We start from the raw sequence: 13,108 nt of genomic DNA, 5'->3' as shown, positions 1-13,108 counted from the left end.
CTACGGCAGACGGCACGCCGCGCTTGAGGGTTTCCACCGCCTGGACTGACGGCTCTGACGCAGTGCGACCGTGAAGAGAGCGATCGTCGCCGCCCTGGCCGTGGTCGTCGTGGCGAGCCTCGCGGCGTGCGACCCGTACGGGCCATCCGGCCAGACGGACGCCGTCGACATCCAGGTCGTCGTCAACACGGACGGTTCCACCACCGCCCAGGTGTTCCTCGACGACACCGCCGTCCGCAGCGATGCGCAGCTTCTGGCATGGGGCCACGCAATCGGCACCCGGCTGTTCCCCTCCGCGACGTCCCTCGCCGTCCGGGTCGAACCGAACGGCGCGGGGTACCCCTTCGCCGTCATCGACGCGCCTGACGTGTACGAACCCGGGCCGCACCCCCGTGTCTCGCTCGATACTCGCGACGCCGTGACCTGGATCTTGGCCCAGGATGCGGAGCTGGTCGACGTCTACGTCGATGCCCCCGGTATCGCCCTGACGGCGACCTGGGAACCGTCCCGCGGCCAGGACGTCGCCGAGTGGGCGTGGATGGACGTCGCAGACGCAGCGGACGCCCCGGTCGGCGTCGTGGTGATGTCACCCGAGCCCTGGATCGGCCTCCTGGCCGTCACGCTGACGGCGCTGGGTGTCGCCGCGCTCATCGGAGCGTTCGTCGTGCTTCGGCGTCGCCCGCGTCGCCACCGCGTGATCGCGATCACGCTCGCCAGCGGCGCGTTCGTCGCCTCCTTGGCCGTGCTGCTCCGCGGAGGAGCGAACCTCCCGGAGAACCTCGGCGTAGCCGGCGTCGCGTCGAACACCTGGGTCGAGGTCGCTGCGATCGTCACGGCACTGGCGGTGCTCCAGATCCCGGCCGCCTGCATCATCGTCGCGGCCGCCGCCTCGCAGCGCACACCCTCCACCCAGCAGTTCGTCCCAGCGCCCGGGTGGCCACCGCCACCCGCCGGCTGGCGTCCGCCGCCGCGGTGGCGGCCCGACCCGAGCTGGCCAGCGGCCCCGGCGGGGTGGAAGTTCTTCGCGGATCCAGCCGAGGAGCGGGCGGACGGGCAGACGCCGCCGTCGTAGGTCGGCGGGCCCTCCAGCTCGCCGACCTCCGGCAGCTGCCCCGGCGGCGCGGCCAAGACTGGCGCCCTGAGCAGACCTCAGCCCGGCAGCACGAGCGTGCGCAGCGTCGCCGTCCCGCTCTCGAGGGCGTCCCACCCGGGGACCTCGAGCAGCGACCAGCTCGCGGTCGGCACTCCCAGGCGCACGCGCGCGAGCGTCGCCGGATCCGAGTCCGGACCGGCGAGCGCGGCCGCGGACTGCGACATCGTGGGCTCGTGCCCGACGACGAGGAGGGTCCGGACGTCCGCCTGCACCGCGCGCACCAGGTCGATCAGCGCGCGCGACCCCGCGTAGTACAGGTCGTCGAGGTACTGGACCGTGGGGTCCGCGCCGAGCGAGGCACGGGCGAGGTCCCACGTCTGGCGCGTCCGCACGCTGGCCGAGCAGAGCACGAGGTCCGGGACCAGCTGATCCTCCGCCAGCCGTGCACCGACGCGCGCGGACTGGCGCCGGCCCACGAGCGAGAGGGGCCGCTGGATGTCCGCGATGAGGTCCGGGTGCTCCGCCTTGGCATGGCGCAGCAGCAGCAGTCGCCGGGTGCCGGTGTCGGGCCTCACGGGCTCAGAGTGCCATTCGGGGGCGCTCCGCGCAGCAGCGGTCACAGACCCATCGCGTGGTAGCCGCCGTCGACGTGCACGATCTCGCCCGTGGTCGCGGGGAACCAGTCGGACAGCAGCGCCGCCACCGCGCGAGCCGTCGGCTCCGGGTCGAACGCGTCCCAGCCGAGCGGTGCGCGCTCGGGCCAGCCGCCCTCCATCGCCTCGAAGCCGGGGATCGACTTGGCGGCCGTCGTGCGGATCGGGCCGGCGGAGACCAGGTTGATGCGGATGCCGTGCGGGCCGAGGTCGCGGGCGAGATAGCGCGAGGTCGACTCGAACGCCGCCTTGGCGACACCCATCCAGTCGTAGACCGGCCAGGCGTAGCGGGCGTCGAACGTGAGGCCGACGATCGCGCCGCCGGAGCTCAGCAGCGGCTGGGAGGCGACCGCGAGCGACTTGAGCGAGTAGGCGCTGACCTGCAGGGCCGTCGCCACGTCCTCCCACTCGCCGGCCAGGAAGTTGCCGCCCATCACGGACTGCGGCGCGAAGCCGATCGAGTGGACCACGCCGTCGAGCGAGTCGAAGCCCGCCTCGCGCACCCGGTCCGCGAGCGCCGCGAGGTCGTCGGCGTCCGTGACGTCGAGCTGGAGGACCGGCGCCTCCTTCGGGAGCCGTCGCGAGATCGCCTGGGTCAGGCGGAACTGGCGGCCGAACGAGGTGAGCAGGACCTCGGCACCCTCCTGCTGCGCGAGCCGCGCCACGTGGAAGGCGATCGACGCGTCCGTGAGGACACCGGTGATCAGGAGCTTCTTGCCGTCGAGCAGACCCATGTGCGTTCCGTTCTGTCGTGTCGCCGTGCGTCAGGAGAGTGGTCAGTGGCCCATGCCCAGGCCGCCGTCGACGGGGATGACCGCGCCGGAGATGTAGCCCGCCGCGTCCGACGCGACGAACTCGACGACGCCGGCCACCTCCTCGGGCAGCGCGAACCGGCCCAGCGGGATGGACTCGCGGTACGCCTTCTGCTTGTCCTCGGGCAGGGCGCGCGTCATGTCCGTGTCGATGAAGCCGGGGGCGACGACGTTGGCGGTGATCGCCCGCCCGCCGAGCTCACGGGTGATCGAGCGGGCCATGCCGACGAGGGCCGACTTGGACGCCGCGTAGTTCACCTGGCCGGCCGACCCGTACAGGCCGACCACCGAGGAGATGAAGATGATGCGTCCGCGGCGGAGCCGGATCATGCCCTTGCTCGCGCGGCGCGCGCAGCGGAAGGCACCGGTGAGGTTGACGTCGATGACGTCGTCGAACTCCTCGTCGGTCATCCGCATGAGCAGCTGGTCGCGGGTGACGCCCGCGTTGGCGACGAGGACCTCGACCGGACCGTGCGCGGCCTCGATCTCGGCGAACGCCGCGTCGACGCTCGCGGTGTCCCGCACGTCGCCGACCACGCCGAGGACGCCGGCAGGCAGGTCGCCCGAGCGGTAGATGGTGGCGACCTTGTCGCCGTTGGCCACGAACCGCTCGGCGATCGCCCGTCCGATGCCTCGGTTGGCCCCGGTGACGAGGATACTGCGAGCGGTGGCTGTGTTGTCGGAAGTCTCAGGCACGGGACACGACGCTATCCGACGACTCCCGTGAGTCGCGGCAGGGTCCGCGCCCACGTTCGTCGCGCCACGTTGTGGGACCTGGACAACACGTCTCCTCAGCGCCGCCACAGGCTCACCGGACTACGATCAGGTAGTGAGCAGCATCCGTCGGCGACCGGACCTCCCCTCGGCGGAGGTCCCCAGCATCACCAGCGCGCCCGAGCCGCTCGCGGACGACCTGGCGCGCCGCCAGAAGCGCTATCTCGTCCAGATGGGCATCCGCATCCTCTGCTTCGCCGGCGCCGTGCTCACCTGGGGCCGGATCCCGATGTGGGCGTCCCTGCTGCTGATCGTCGCCGCCGTCGTCCTGCCGTACTCCGCGGTGCTGTTCGCCAACGCCGGCCGCGAGCGCCGCGACTCCGACGGGACGTTCATGGCCGCCCGCGAGATCGGTCCCGGCTCGGGCGCACCCCGGGGTCTCGGCCCCTCCGACCACCCGGAGGGTCGCGCGTGAGCCTCTTCGGCCCGGTCCCCGACGCGGTGGACGAGCTGATCTGCAGCGGGCGCGGCTGCCGTGCGGACGCGACGTGGGGGCTGCTCTGGAACAACCCGAAGCTGCACACGCCGGAGCGCCGCAAGGTGTGGCTCGCCTGCGACGACCACCGCGAGCACCTCAGCACGTTCCTCGACACGCGCGGCTTCCTGCAGAGCGTGGTGCCCGTGGCGGAGCTCGAGTCCGCTCCCCGGTCATGAGCCCCGCGGCACGCCGCGCCACCGGCCTGGTCCTCGTCGGCCTGGTGCTCGCGGTCACCTGCACCCTGCTCGGCCGGTGGCAGTGGAACCGGCACGTGTGGCGTGACGGCGCGATCGCGGTGGTCGAGACCAACTGGTCGGCCGAGCCCGTGCCCCTGGGCAGCGTGCTCGACTCCCCCAGCACCGCGCTCACCGACGCGGACGTCTGGCGCCGGGTCACCATGGTGGGGCACTACGAGCCCGACGGCACCGTCCTGTTGCGCAACCGCCCGGTCGACGGCGCCCCCGCCTACCACGCTCTCGTCCCGTTCGTCGTGGAGGACGCCGACGCCCCCGCGCTGTCCGGGAGCGTGCTCGTCGTGGACCGCGGCTGGGTGGAGCCCGGCGCGGACGGGAGCGTCGACGTCGTTCCGCCCGCGCCCCCGGAGGGCACGATCACGCTCACCGCTCGGCTGCGGCACGACGAGCCGGCATCGAACCGGGCCGCGCCGTCGGGACAGGTCCAGGCGATCTCCGTCGACCAGGTGCTCGTGGCCGGCGGCGTCGAGGGTCGGTCGGTCGACGCCTACGTCGCCATGACCGCCGAGGACCCGTCCGTCGCGACGGCCCCCGGGCAGCTGCCCGCGCCGAGCACCGACCCGGGCTCGCACCTGTCCTACGCGTTCCAGTGGTGGACGTTCGCGCTCGGTGGCCTCGTCGCGTTCTGCCTCGGCGCGCGCCGCGAGCTGCAGGACGAGCGCGCCGCGGACGAGGCCCCGGCGCCGCCGCCCGTGACCACCGCCTCGGGCGTCGAGCTGTGGCCGACCCGGGACACCCCCCGACCGCGCCGTGCGCCCACGGCACCGGACGTCCCCCACCGCCGCGGCGGGCGCGACGAGGACCTCGAGGACGCGCTCATCGACGCCCAGCTCGCGGAGCCGACGGGACGCGACGAGCGCTAGGCGAGCGCGATGAGGTCCAGGTAGGCCGGGTTCCAGAGGTCCTCGTCGCCGTCGGGCAGCAGGAGCACCCGCTCCGGGTCGAGGGCCGCGACGGCGCCCTCGTCGTGCGACACCAGCACGACGGCGCCCGAGTAGCCGCGCAGGGCCGCGAGGATCTCCTCGCGGGAGGCAGGGTCGAGGTTGTTGGTCGGCTCGTCGAGGAGCAGCACGTTGGCGCTGGAGACCACCAGGGCGGCGAGCGCCAGACGGGTCTTCTCACCACCGGACAGGACGCGGGCAGGCTTGTCGGCGTCGTCCCCGGAGAACAGGAACGAGCCGAGCACCGACCGGACCTGGGTCTCGGTGAGGTCGGGCGCGGCGGACTTGAGGTTCTCCACGACCGTGCGCTCGAGGTCGAGCGTCTCGTGCTCCTGGGCGTAGTAGCCGAGCTTGAGCCCGTGCCCGGGGCGGACCTCGCCCGTGTCGGACTTCTCGATCCCCCCGAGGATGCGCAGCAGGGTGGTCTTGCCGGCGCCGTTGAGTCCGAGGACGACGACCTTGCTCCCGCGGTCGATGGCCAGGTCGACGTCCGTGAAGACCTCCTGCGACCCGTACGTCTTGGACAGGCCCGACGCGGTCAGCGGGGTCTTGCCGCAGGCCGCCGGCTCGGGGAACCGCAGACGCGCGACCTTGTCCGACGCCCGCACGTCCTCGAGCCCCGACAGCAGACGCTCGGCCCGACGCGCCATGTTCTGCGCGGCGACGGTCTTGGTGGCCTTGGCGCGCATCTTGTCGGCCTGCGCCATCAGGGCGGAGGCCTTCTTCTCGGCGTTGGCGCGCTCACGACGGCGGCGCTTCTCGTCGGTCTCGCGCTGCTGCAGGTACGCGTCCCAGCCCAGCGCGTACTGGTCGAGCTGGGAGCGGTTGGCGTCCAGGTGGAAGACCTTGTTGACCGTGGCGCGCAGCAGGTCGGCGTCGTGGGAGATGACGACGAACCCGCCGGAGTACGTGCGCAGGTAGTCGCGCAGCCAGAGGATCGAGTCGGCGTCGAGGTGGTTGGTCGGCTCGTCGAGGAGCAGCGTGTCGACGCCCGAGAAGAGGATCCGGGCCAGCTCGACGCGGCGGCGCTGACCGCCGGAGAGCGTGCCGATCGTCTGGCCGAGCACGCGCTCGTCGAGCCCGAGGTTCGACGCGATCCGGTGCGCCTCGCTCTCGGCGGCGTACCCACCGGCCGCGTTGAACCGGGCGTCGAGACGCGTGTAGCGCTCCATCGCCTTGTCGCGCACGTCGTCGTCGGTGCTCGCCATCGCACCCTCGGTCACGCGCATCGCGCGGACGATCTCGTCGAGACCGCGCGCGGAGAGCACCCGGTCCATCGCGAGCGCGTCCAGGTCACCCGTGCGGGGATCCTGCGGGAGGTAGCCGACCTCCCCCGACCGGACGATCTGGCCGCCGGTGGGCTGGGTCTCCCCCGCCAGCGTCTTGGTGAGTGTGGTCTTGCCGGCGCCGTTGCGTCCGACCAGACCGATCCGGTCGCCGGCCGCGATGCGGAACGACGACTCCTCGAGCAGCACGCGTGCGCCGATGCGCAGCTCGACAGCCTGGGCAGTGATCACTTGACGGTTTCCTCCGAGTTCGCCGCGCTGGCGTTGGCCGCGGGCACAAACGCCAGCAAGTCTACGACCGGCTAGCGTGGCGTCCGGTCGCAAGGGTCCGAGGACGTGCCCCGGGATCGCACCGATACGCCACGACGATCAAGGGGTAGCCATGACCAGCGCACCTGAGAACGAGACCGCCGCCGCACTTCCCGCCCCGATCACGCGCTCCTCCGTCGCGACGGACGTCGCCCTCATCGCCACGTTCGCCGCGTTCATCGCGGTGTGCGCGATCCTGCCCGGCATCCCGACCCCGTCCGGCGTGCCGATCACCCTGCAGACGTTCGCGGTGATCCTCGCGGGCCTCGTGCTGGGCTGGCGTCGTGGCGGCCTCGCCGCTCTCCTCTACGTCGTCCTCGGGCTTGCCGGTCTGCCGATCTTCTCCGGTGGCGTCGGTGGGGTGGCCGTCCTGGCCGGGGCGTCGGTGGGCTACCTGCTGGCCTTCCCGTTCGCCGCCGCCCTCGCGGGCGTCCTCGGCGGCGTCGCGCTGCAGCTGGCCCCTCGGCTCCAGGCGTCGCGACTCGCTGCGCGCCTCGGCGACTGGGCGGTCCGCTCGGCGTCGGCGTGGCGGTACCCGCTCCTGGTGCTCGCCGGCCTGGGAGCCAGCTTCCTGACCATCCACCCGGCCGGCATCGTGGGCCTGATGGCTCGCCTGGGCATCTCGTTCGGGGAGGCCCTGGCCATCGACGTCGTGTACTGGCCCGGGGACGTGATCAAGAACCTCGCCGCCGCCGCGGTGGCCGTCGCGATCTTCAAGGCGTTCCCCGACATGCTGCGCTCCCGCCGCTGACCTGGCCCATGATCGCGCTCGACGACGTCCTCGTCACCGCGTACAGCCCCGACCCGGCCGGCGGCGCCGACCGCGTCGTCCGGCTGCTCGGGCCGGTGACCCTGGAGCTCACCGAGCGTCGCATCGCGATCGTCGGCGCCAACGGCTCGGGCAAGTCGACGCTGGCCCGGCTGCTCAACGGCCTCGTCCTGCCCTCGTCGGGCACCGTCCGCGTGGACGGGCTGGACACCGCGCGGGACGGCGCCGCGGTCCGCCGCACGGTCGGGTTCATGTTCACCGACCCCGACGCGCAGCTCGTGATGCCGACGCCCGTCGAGGACGTCGCCCTGTCGCTGCGCCGCCTTCCGATGACCTCGGCCGAACGGGACGTCGCCGCGCGTGCTGCGCTCGCCCGGTTCGGGCTGGCCGACCGCGCGGAGGTGCCGGTGCACGCCCTCTCCGGGGGCCAGCGCCAGCTGCTCGCGCTCACCTCGGTCCTCGCGACCGAGCCCGCGGTGCTGGTGTGCGACGAGCCGACGACGCTGCTGGACGTGCGGTGGCGCGGCGTGGTCGACCGGCTGCTGGACGATCTCGACCAGCAGGTGATCACGGTGACCCACGACCTCGACGCCGCGCTCCGGGCCCAGCGCGTCCTCGTGGTCGACGGGGGCGTCGTGGTGTTCGACGGAGACCCGACGGAGGCGGTCGCGTCCTACCGGGCGCTGATGCAGGTGCCGACGTGAGCGGGCCGATCCGCCCGCCGTGGGCCGGCCCTCTCGGCCTGTACCACCCCGGCACCACCGTCATCCACCGCGCACCGGCCGGGTTCAAGCTCGCGTGCCTGGCGCTCTTCGCGATCGCCGTCGTCGCCGTCCGAGGACCCCTGTCCGCGCTGGCCTTCCTCGGTGTCGCCCTGCTCGCGCAGCTGGTCGCCCGCCTCCCGTGGCACCGGACCACCCGCGGACTCGTCCCCGCGCTGCTCACCGCGGCACTGATCGGCGTCTACCAGTGGTGGGCGCGGGGGTGGGCCACCGCCGTGGAGGTCGCCGTCGACCTGGTGGCCCTCGTGCTCCTGGCCGCGGTCGTCACGGCCACCACCCGGGCGGACACGCTCCTGGACGCGCTCGCCCGTCTCGCGCGCCCGCTCCGGCACGTCGGCCTGCGCCCTGAGACGTTCGCCCTCGCCGTCGGGCTCTTCCTGCGCACCATCCCGGTCCTGGCGCGGATGTCGCTGGAGACGCGCGACGCCGCCCGCGCCCGCGGCCTCGACCGCAACCCGCGCGCGCTCCTCGTCCCCGCTGCGGTCCGCATGGTGGCCCACGCCCGCGCCACCGGCGACGCGCTCGCCGCCCGCGGCCTCGACGAGAACTGATCACCCGCTCTCGACGGGCGGACGCACCTGCACCCGGCTAGGTTGCCTGCGTGACGTTCCAGGAGGGTGGCAGCTTCGGTGGCGGCCGCGTCCGCAAGGGCGGCGGCGGCAAGGTCGCGGCTGGTGGCGGTGCCATCGGCCTGCTCGCGCTCGTCGTCTACCTGTTCACGGGCGTGGACCTGTCCGGTGTCACCGGCGGCGCCCAGCAGCCCGCATCGGAGACCGGGGAGACCGTCGGAGCGTGCACGGCCGAGCAGGCCAACACCGACCGCGAGTGCCTGTACAGCGCGACCCTCGACTCGCTCGACACGTACTGGGGCGCGACCATCCCGGCCGCCGGCGGCCAGTTCAGCATCCCCGAGGCGGTGTCGTTCAGCGCCGCCGTCAGCACCGGCTGCGGAAACGCGTCGAGCTCCACCGGCCCCTTCTACTGCCCGCCGGACGCCACCATCTACGTGGACGTCTCGTTCTTCGACCAGCTGGCCCAGCTCGGCGCCGAGGACGGGCCACTGGCCGAGCAGTACGTGATCGCGCACGAGTACGGCCACCACATCCAGCAGATCACCGGGGTGATGGACCAGGCCGAGCGCCAGGGCACCGGCGCGGACTCCGACTCCGTCCGCGTCGAGCTCCAGGCGGACTGCTACGCCGGCATGTGGGCGGGGAGCGCGGCGAACACCGTGGACCCGGACACCGGTGTCACCTACCTCGAGCCGATCACGAAGGAGCAGCTCCAGAACGCCCTGGGCGCGGCCGAGGCCGTCGGCGACGACAACATCCAGGAGCAGTCCGGCGGCGGCGTGAACCCGGACTCGTGGACCCACGGGTCGAGCGAGCAGCGGGAGCGCTGGTTCACCACCGGCTACCAGCAGGGCTCCCTCGCGGCCTGCGACACGTTCGCCACCGACCAGCTCTGAGGTCTCAGGCGCGGGTGCGCCCCACGCGCAGAACGACGAGCGCTGCCCCAGCCATGCACAGGGCGACGGCCAGCATCGCGACACCGTTCGAGCCCGACGTGTTCAGCGACTCCGCATCGACGAGCACGGGCCGGAGCACCGACGCGGCCGAGTGAGCGGCGAACCGGCCCGCACCCACCAGGGCCAGCAGCATCGCGGTCACGCACAGGAGCACGGCGACGACGCCCGCCCCGCTCCGCGTCCCTCGTCGCCAGAGCACGACGCCCACGACGGCGACGCCCGCGAACCCGGCACCGAACAGAGCGGGCACGGCCTCCCGCAGCACGCTGTTCTCCGCACCCGGCACGTCCGCGAGCATCCACCCGACGCTCCCGATCGACCACGCCACGGCGAGCAGCGCGACCCCGGTCGCAGCCGTCACCGCACTGACGACCACGGCATCGGCGCGCAGCCGGAACGTTATCGGGGCGGCGGCGACGTTGCCCTCGAGTGCTCTCATACCCTCAGGATGCTCCATCGAGCTCCCCGCCGACCGCTGTTCCTGCACGCAGAAGCCCCGGTCGGCACGAGCTGACCGGGGCTCCGGAGACGGCGACCTCAGATGTTGAACCCGAGGGCACGCATCTGCTCGCGACCGTCGGGCGTGATCTTCTCGGGACCCCACGGCGGCATCCACACCCAGTTGATGCGGAACCCGTCCACCAGGCCCTCGAGCGCCTGCGCCGACTGGTCCTCGATGACGTCGGTCAGCGGGCAGGCCGCCGACGTGAGCGTCATGTCGATGACGGCCGTGTTGGTCTGGTCGATCGTCAGCCCGTAGACCAGCCCGAGGTCGACGACGTTGATGCCCAGCTCGGGGTCGATGACGTCGCGCATGGCCTCCTCGACGTCGGCCACCGTGATGGGGGCGGGCGAGGGTGTGTCCGTGCTCATGAGTTCTCCCGTGCGCCGGTCTTGATGAGTGCGTCGGTCAGCGCCGCCCAGCCGAGCAGGGCGCACTTGATCCGCGCGGGGTACTTGGCGACGCCGGTGAAGGCGGTCGCGTCGCCGAGTGAGTCCTCGGCCTCCTCGTCCAGGCCCGCGCCGCGCGTCTGCATGAGCGCGCGGAACGTGCCGCCGAGCTGGTCCACCGTGGCGAGGTCGTTGCCGACCACCAGGTCGTGCAGCACCGAGACCGAGGCCTGCGAGATGCTGCAGCCCTGCCCGTCCCAGCGGACGTCACGGACGACACCGTCGTCCGAGAGGTCCACCTGCAGGGTCACCTCGTCGCCGCAGGTGGGGTTCACCTGGTGCGACTCGCCCGTGTGCAGGTGCAGGTCGGCCGCCGCGCCCAGTCCCTTGCCGTGCGGGAACTTCGCGTGGTCGAGGATGACCTGCTGGTACAGCTGCTCCATCGATCCCGTGCTCATGACACCTCCAGACCGAAGAACGCCCGGACCCCCGTCAGTGCTTCCCGGAAGACCTCGATCTCCTCGTCGGTCGTGTAGACCGCGGCGCTGGCGCGTGACGTCGACGCTACGCCGAACCGGCGGTGCAGGGGCTGCGCGCAGTGGTGGCCCACCCGCACGGCCACCCCGGCGTCGTCGAGCACCTGACCGACGTCGTGCGCGTGCACGCCGTCGACGACGAACGACACCGTGGCCAGCCGGTCGCGGGTGTCGGTCGGGCCGATCACCCGCACGCCGGGCACGGAGGCGACCGCGTCGAGCAGCAGCCCGGCCAGGTGCGCCTCGTGCGCGGCGACGGCGTCCATGCCCAGCTCGGCCAGGTACGACGCCGCGGCGCCCATCCCGACGGCCTGCGAGACCATCTGCGTGCCGGCCTCGAACCGCTGCGGCGGCGGGGCATAGGTGGTCGACTCCATGGTGACGACCTCGACCATCGACCCGCCCGTGGTCACCGGCGGCATCGCCTCGAGCAGCTCGCGCCGCCCGTACAGCGCGCCGACACCCGTGGGGCCGAGCATCTTGTGCCCCGAGAACGCGGCGAAGTCGACGCCCAGGGCTGTCAGGTCCACCGGCAGGTGCGGGACCGACTGGCAGGCGTCCAGCACCGTCAGAGCACCCACTGCGCGGGCGCGGGCGACGAACGCCTCGACCGGCGTGATCGCACCGGTGACGTTCGACGCGTGCGTGAACGCGAGCACCTTGGTGCGGTCGGTGACCACCGTGTCCAGCTCGTCGACGCGGATCCGCCCGTCGTCGTCGACCCCGAGCCACCGCAGCGTCGCGCCGGTGCGCAGCGCGAGCTCCTGCCACGGCACGAGGTTCGCGTGGTGCTCGGCCTCGGTGACCGCGATCTCGTCGCCCGGGCCGAGGGCGAACTGCCGGGCCGCCGCTCCCCCGCGGCCGAGCGACGCGTTCGACATCGCGTACGCGACAAGGTTGATCCCGGCCGTCGCGTTCGACGTCCACACCAGCGACCCCGGCGACACCCCGACGAACGACGCCACGCGGCCGCGCGCGTCCTCGAACGCCTCCGTGGCCTCCTCGGCGAGCTGGTGCGCCCCCCGGTGCACGGCCGCGTTGCGCTGGACGTAGAAGTCCTGCTCCGCGTCGAGGACGACCTCGGGCTTCTGCGAGGTGGCCCCCGAGTCGAGGTACACCAGCGGCCGGCCGCCGCGGAGGGTCCGCGCGAGCAGCGGGAAGTCCGCGCGCACGGCCGCGAGCTCGGACGCGTCGAGCGTCCGGGCCGCGTCGTGGAGGAGGCTGGTCATCAGGTGCTCAGAGAACCGTGGCGCTCGACAGGAAGCGGTCGTAGCCCTCGTTCTCGAGGCGGTCGGCCAGCTCCGGGCCGCCCTCCTCGGCGACCTTGCCGTCGACGAAGACGTGCACGAAGTCGGGCGTGATGTAGCGCAGGATCCGCGTGTAGTGCGTGATCAGCAGGACGCCGACGTCGGGGTTCTGCTTGACGCGGTTGACGCCCTCGGACACGACGCGCAGCGCGTCGACGTCGAGGCCCGAGTCGGTCTCGTCGAGGATCGCGAACTTCGGCTTGAGGAGCTCCATCTGCAGGATCTCGTGGCGCTTCTTCTCGCCACCGGAGAAGCCCTCGTTCACGGACCGCTCGGCGAACGTCGGGTCCATGCGCAGGTTGTCCATCGCGGTGCGGACGTCCTTGACCCACGAGCGCAGCGGCGGGGCCGTGCCGTCGATCGCCGTCTTGGCGGTGCGCAGGAAGTTCGACACGCTGACGCCGGGGACCTCGACCGGGTACTGCATGGCGAGGAACAGGCCGGCACGAGCGCGGGCGTCGACGGAGAGCGCGAGGACGTCCTCACCGTCGAGGGTCACGGTGCCGCTGGTGACGTGGTACTTCGGGTGGCCGGCCAGCGAGTACGCGAGCGTGGACTTGCCGGAGCCGTTGGGGCCCATGATGGCGTGCGTCTCGCCGCTCGCCACGGTCAGGTCGACGCCGCGCAGGATCTGCTTGGGGCCTTCCTTGGTCTCGACGCTGACGTGCAGGTCGCGGATCTCCAGGGTGGACATG

Annotated in this window: 17 protein-coding genes; 8 read left to right on the top strand and 9 right to left on the bottom strand. The window is 72.7% G+C overall.

The window, feature by feature from the left end; genetic code table 11:
* The first annotated feature begins 70 nt into the window (after positions 1-70).
* Complete coding sequence (locus ASD18_RS15210; protein ID WP_056093887.1) at positions 71-1,072, top strand: hypothetical protein; 1,002 nt, start codon at positions 71-73, stop codon at positions 1,070-1,072.
* A 77-nt stretch (positions 1,073-1,149) separates the two neighbouring features.
* Here the strand turns inward: ASD18_RS15210 and ASD18_RS15205 are convergent, their stop codons facing one another.
* Genes ASD18_RS15205 through ASD18_RS15195 form a run of 3 tightly spaced genes read right to left on the bottom strand, consistent with a single transcriptional unit; the run spans position 1,150 to position 3,254 of the window.
* On the bottom strand, positions 1,150-1,668 hold the full coding sequence (locus ASD18_RS15205) for a histidine phosphatase family protein (RefSeq protein ID WP_056093884.1): 519 nt from the start codon (positions 1,666-1,668) through the stop codon (positions 1,150-1,152).
* Between the two features lie 41 nt (positions 1,669-1,709).
* Entirely contained in the window at positions 1,710-2,480 is a 771-nt protein-coding gene (fabI, locus tag ASD18_RS15200; protein WP_056093881.1) for an enoyl-ACP reductase FabI, read from the bottom strand.
* A gap of 42 nt (positions 2,481-2,522) precedes the next feature.
* The gene (locus ASD18_RS15195; RefSeq protein ID WP_056093877.1) at positions 2,523-3,254 is read right to left on the bottom strand and encodes a beta-ketoacyl-ACP reductase; all 732 of its coding nucleotides are present in this window, start codon (positions 3,252-3,254) and stop codon (positions 2,523-2,525) included.
* A 133-nt stretch (positions 3,255-3,387) separates the two neighbouring features.
* Between ASD18_RS15195 and ASD18_RS15190 the strand changes: the two genes are divergently transcribed.
* The 3 genes from ASD18_RS15190 to ASD18_RS15180 are packed head-to-tail and all read left to right on the top strand — an operon-like array spanning position 3,388 to position 4,927.
* Positions 3,388-3,747 (top strand): DUF3099 domain-containing protein, encoded by a 360-nt coding sequence (locus ASD18_RS15190; protein ID WP_235522422.1) that lies wholly within the window; start codon positions 3,388-3,390, stop codon positions 3,745-3,747.
* On the top strand, positions 3,744-3,986 hold the full coding sequence (locus ASD18_RS15185) for a hypothetical protein (protein ID WP_056093875.1): 243 nt from the start codon (positions 3,744-3,746) through the stop codon (positions 3,984-3,986). Before ASD18_RS15190 ends, ASD18_RS15185 begins: the two co-directional genes overlap by 4 nt.
* The gene (locus tag ASD18_RS15180) at positions 3,983-4,927 is read left to right on the top strand and encodes an SURF1 family protein (protein WP_056093872.1); all 945 of its coding nucleotides are present in this window, start codon (positions 3,983-3,985) and stop codon (positions 4,925-4,927) included. Before ASD18_RS15185 ends, ASD18_RS15180 begins: the two co-directional genes overlap by 4 nt.
* On the opposite strand, the gene ASD18_RS15175 is transcribed toward ASD18_RS15180, so the two are convergent.
* Positions 4,924-6,522, bottom strand: coding sequence for an ABC-F family ATP-binding cassette domain-containing protein (locus ASD18_RS15175; RefSeq protein WP_056093869.1), 1,599 nt, complete (start codon positions 6,520-6,522; stop codon positions 4,924-4,926). The two genes, ASD18_RS15180 and ASD18_RS15175, sit on opposite strands and share 4 nt — an antisense overlap.
* Before the next feature lie 151 nt (positions 6,523-6,673).
* Between ASD18_RS15175 and ASD18_RS15170 the strand changes: the two genes are divergently transcribed.
* Genes ASD18_RS15170 through ASD18_RS15155 form a run of 4 tightly spaced genes read left to right on the top strand, consistent with a single transcriptional unit; the run spans position 6,674 to position 9,619 of the window.
* Complete coding sequence (locus ASD18_RS15170) at positions 6,674-7,351, top strand: biotin transporter BioY (RefSeq protein WP_056093867.1); 678 nt, start codon at positions 6,674-6,676, stop codon at positions 7,349-7,351.
* Positions 7,352-7,359: 8 nt separating this feature from the next.
* Positions 7,360-8,073: an energy-coupling factor ABC transporter ATP-binding protein gene (locus ASD18_RS15165; RefSeq protein ID WP_056093864.1), complete on the top strand. Its 714-nt coding sequence runs from the start codon at positions 7,360-7,362 to the stop codon at positions 8,071-8,073.
* Positions 8,070-8,702 carry an energy-coupling factor transporter transmembrane protein EcfT gene (locus ASD18_RS15160; protein ID WP_056093862.1) on the top strand — a complete coding sequence of 211 codons (633 nt, stop codon included), beginning with the start codon at positions 8,070-8,072 and terminating at the stop codon, positions 8,700-8,702. The genes ASD18_RS15165 and ASD18_RS15160 overlap by 4 nt, the downstream gene beginning before the upstream one ends.
* 50 nt (positions 8,703-8,752) lie before the next feature.
* Positions 8,753-9,619: a neutral zinc metallopeptidase gene (locus ASD18_RS15155; protein ID WP_056093860.1), complete on the top strand. Its 867-nt coding sequence runs from the start codon at positions 8,753-8,755 to the stop codon at positions 9,617-9,619.
* A gap of 4 nt (positions 9,620-9,623) precedes the next feature.
* Here ASD18_RS15155 and ASD18_RS15150 read toward each other — a convergent pair whose 3' ends face one another.
* The 5 genes from ASD18_RS15150 to sufC form a co-directional block, all read right to left on the bottom strand.
* Complete coding sequence (locus tag ASD18_RS15150) at positions 9,624-10,118, bottom strand: hypothetical protein (protein WP_056093857.1); 495 nt, start codon at positions 10,116-10,118, stop codon at positions 9,624-9,626.
* A 98-nt stretch (positions 10,119-10,216) separates the two neighbouring features.
* Entirely contained in the window at positions 10,217-10,552 is a 336-nt protein-coding gene (locus tag ASD18_RS15145) for a metal-sulfur cluster assembly factor (RefSeq protein ID WP_056093855.1), read from the bottom strand.
* A complete protein-coding gene (sufU, locus tag ASD18_RS15140) occupies positions 10,549-11,028 on the bottom strand; it encodes a Fe-S cluster assembly sulfur transfer protein SufU (RefSeq protein WP_056093852.1) in 480 nt (159 codons plus the stop codon). Before sufU ends, ASD18_RS15145 begins: the two co-directional genes overlap by 4 nt.
* Positions 11,025-12,335, bottom strand: coding sequence for a SufS family cysteine desulfurase (locus ASD18_RS15135; protein WP_056093849.1), 1,311 nt, complete (start codon positions 12,333-12,335; stop codon positions 11,025-11,027). The genes sufU and ASD18_RS15135 overlap by 4 nt, the downstream gene beginning before the upstream one ends.
* A gap of 7 nt (positions 12,336-12,342) precedes the next feature.
* Positions 12,343-13,107 (bottom strand): Fe-S cluster assembly ATPase SufC, encoded by a 765-nt coding sequence (sufC, locus tag ASD18_RS15130; protein WP_056093845.1) that lies wholly within the window; start codon positions 13,105-13,107, stop codon positions 12,343-12,345.
* Position 13,108: the final 1 nt, after the last annotated feature.

This window comes from Cellulomonas sp. Root137 (assembly GCF_001426725.1).
In the GTDB taxonomy this organism is placed as follows: Bacteria; Actinomycetota; Actinomycetes; order Actinomycetales; family Cellulomonadaceae; genus Cellulomonas.
The sequence above is the reverse complement of the archived record's forward strand: the minus strand, read 5'-3'. Positions and strand labels throughout refer to the sequence as shown.

Coding starts and splice junctions, on each gene's coding strand:
- fabI (WP_056093881.1), bottom strand. CDS start 2,480: ATGGGTCTGCTCGACGGCAAGAAGCTCCTGATCACCGGTGTCCTCACG.
- ASD18_RS15135 (WP_056093849.1), bottom strand. CDS start 12,335: ATGACCAGCCTCCTCCACGACGCGGCCCGGACGCTCGACGCGTCCGAG.
- ASD18_RS15165 (WP_056093864.1), top strand. CDS start 7,360: ATGATCGCGCTCGACGACGTCCTCGTCACCGCGTACAGCCCCGACCCG.
- ASD18_RS15170 (WP_056093867.1), top strand. CDS start 6,674: ATGACCAGCGCACCTGAGAACGAGACCGCCGCCGCACTTCCCGCCCCG.
- ASD18_RS15145 (WP_056093855.1), bottom strand. CDS start 10,552: ATGAGCACGGACACACCCTCGCCCGCCCCCATCACGGTGGCCGACGTC.
- ASD18_RS15150 (WP_056093857.1), bottom strand. CDS start 10,118: ATGAGAGCACTCGAGGGCAACGTCGCCGCCGCCCCGATAACGTTCCGG.
- sufU (WP_056093852.1), bottom strand. CDS start 11,028: ATGAGCACGGGATCGATGGAGCAGCTGTACCAGCAGGTCATCCTCGAC.
- ASD18_RS15180 (WP_056093872.1), top strand. CDS start 3,983: ATGAGCCCCGCGGCACGCCGCGCCACCGGCCTGGTCCTCGTCGGCCTG.
- sufC (WP_056093845.1), bottom strand. CDS start 13,107: ATGTCCACCCTGGAGATCCGCGACCTGCACGTCAGCGTCGAGACCAAG.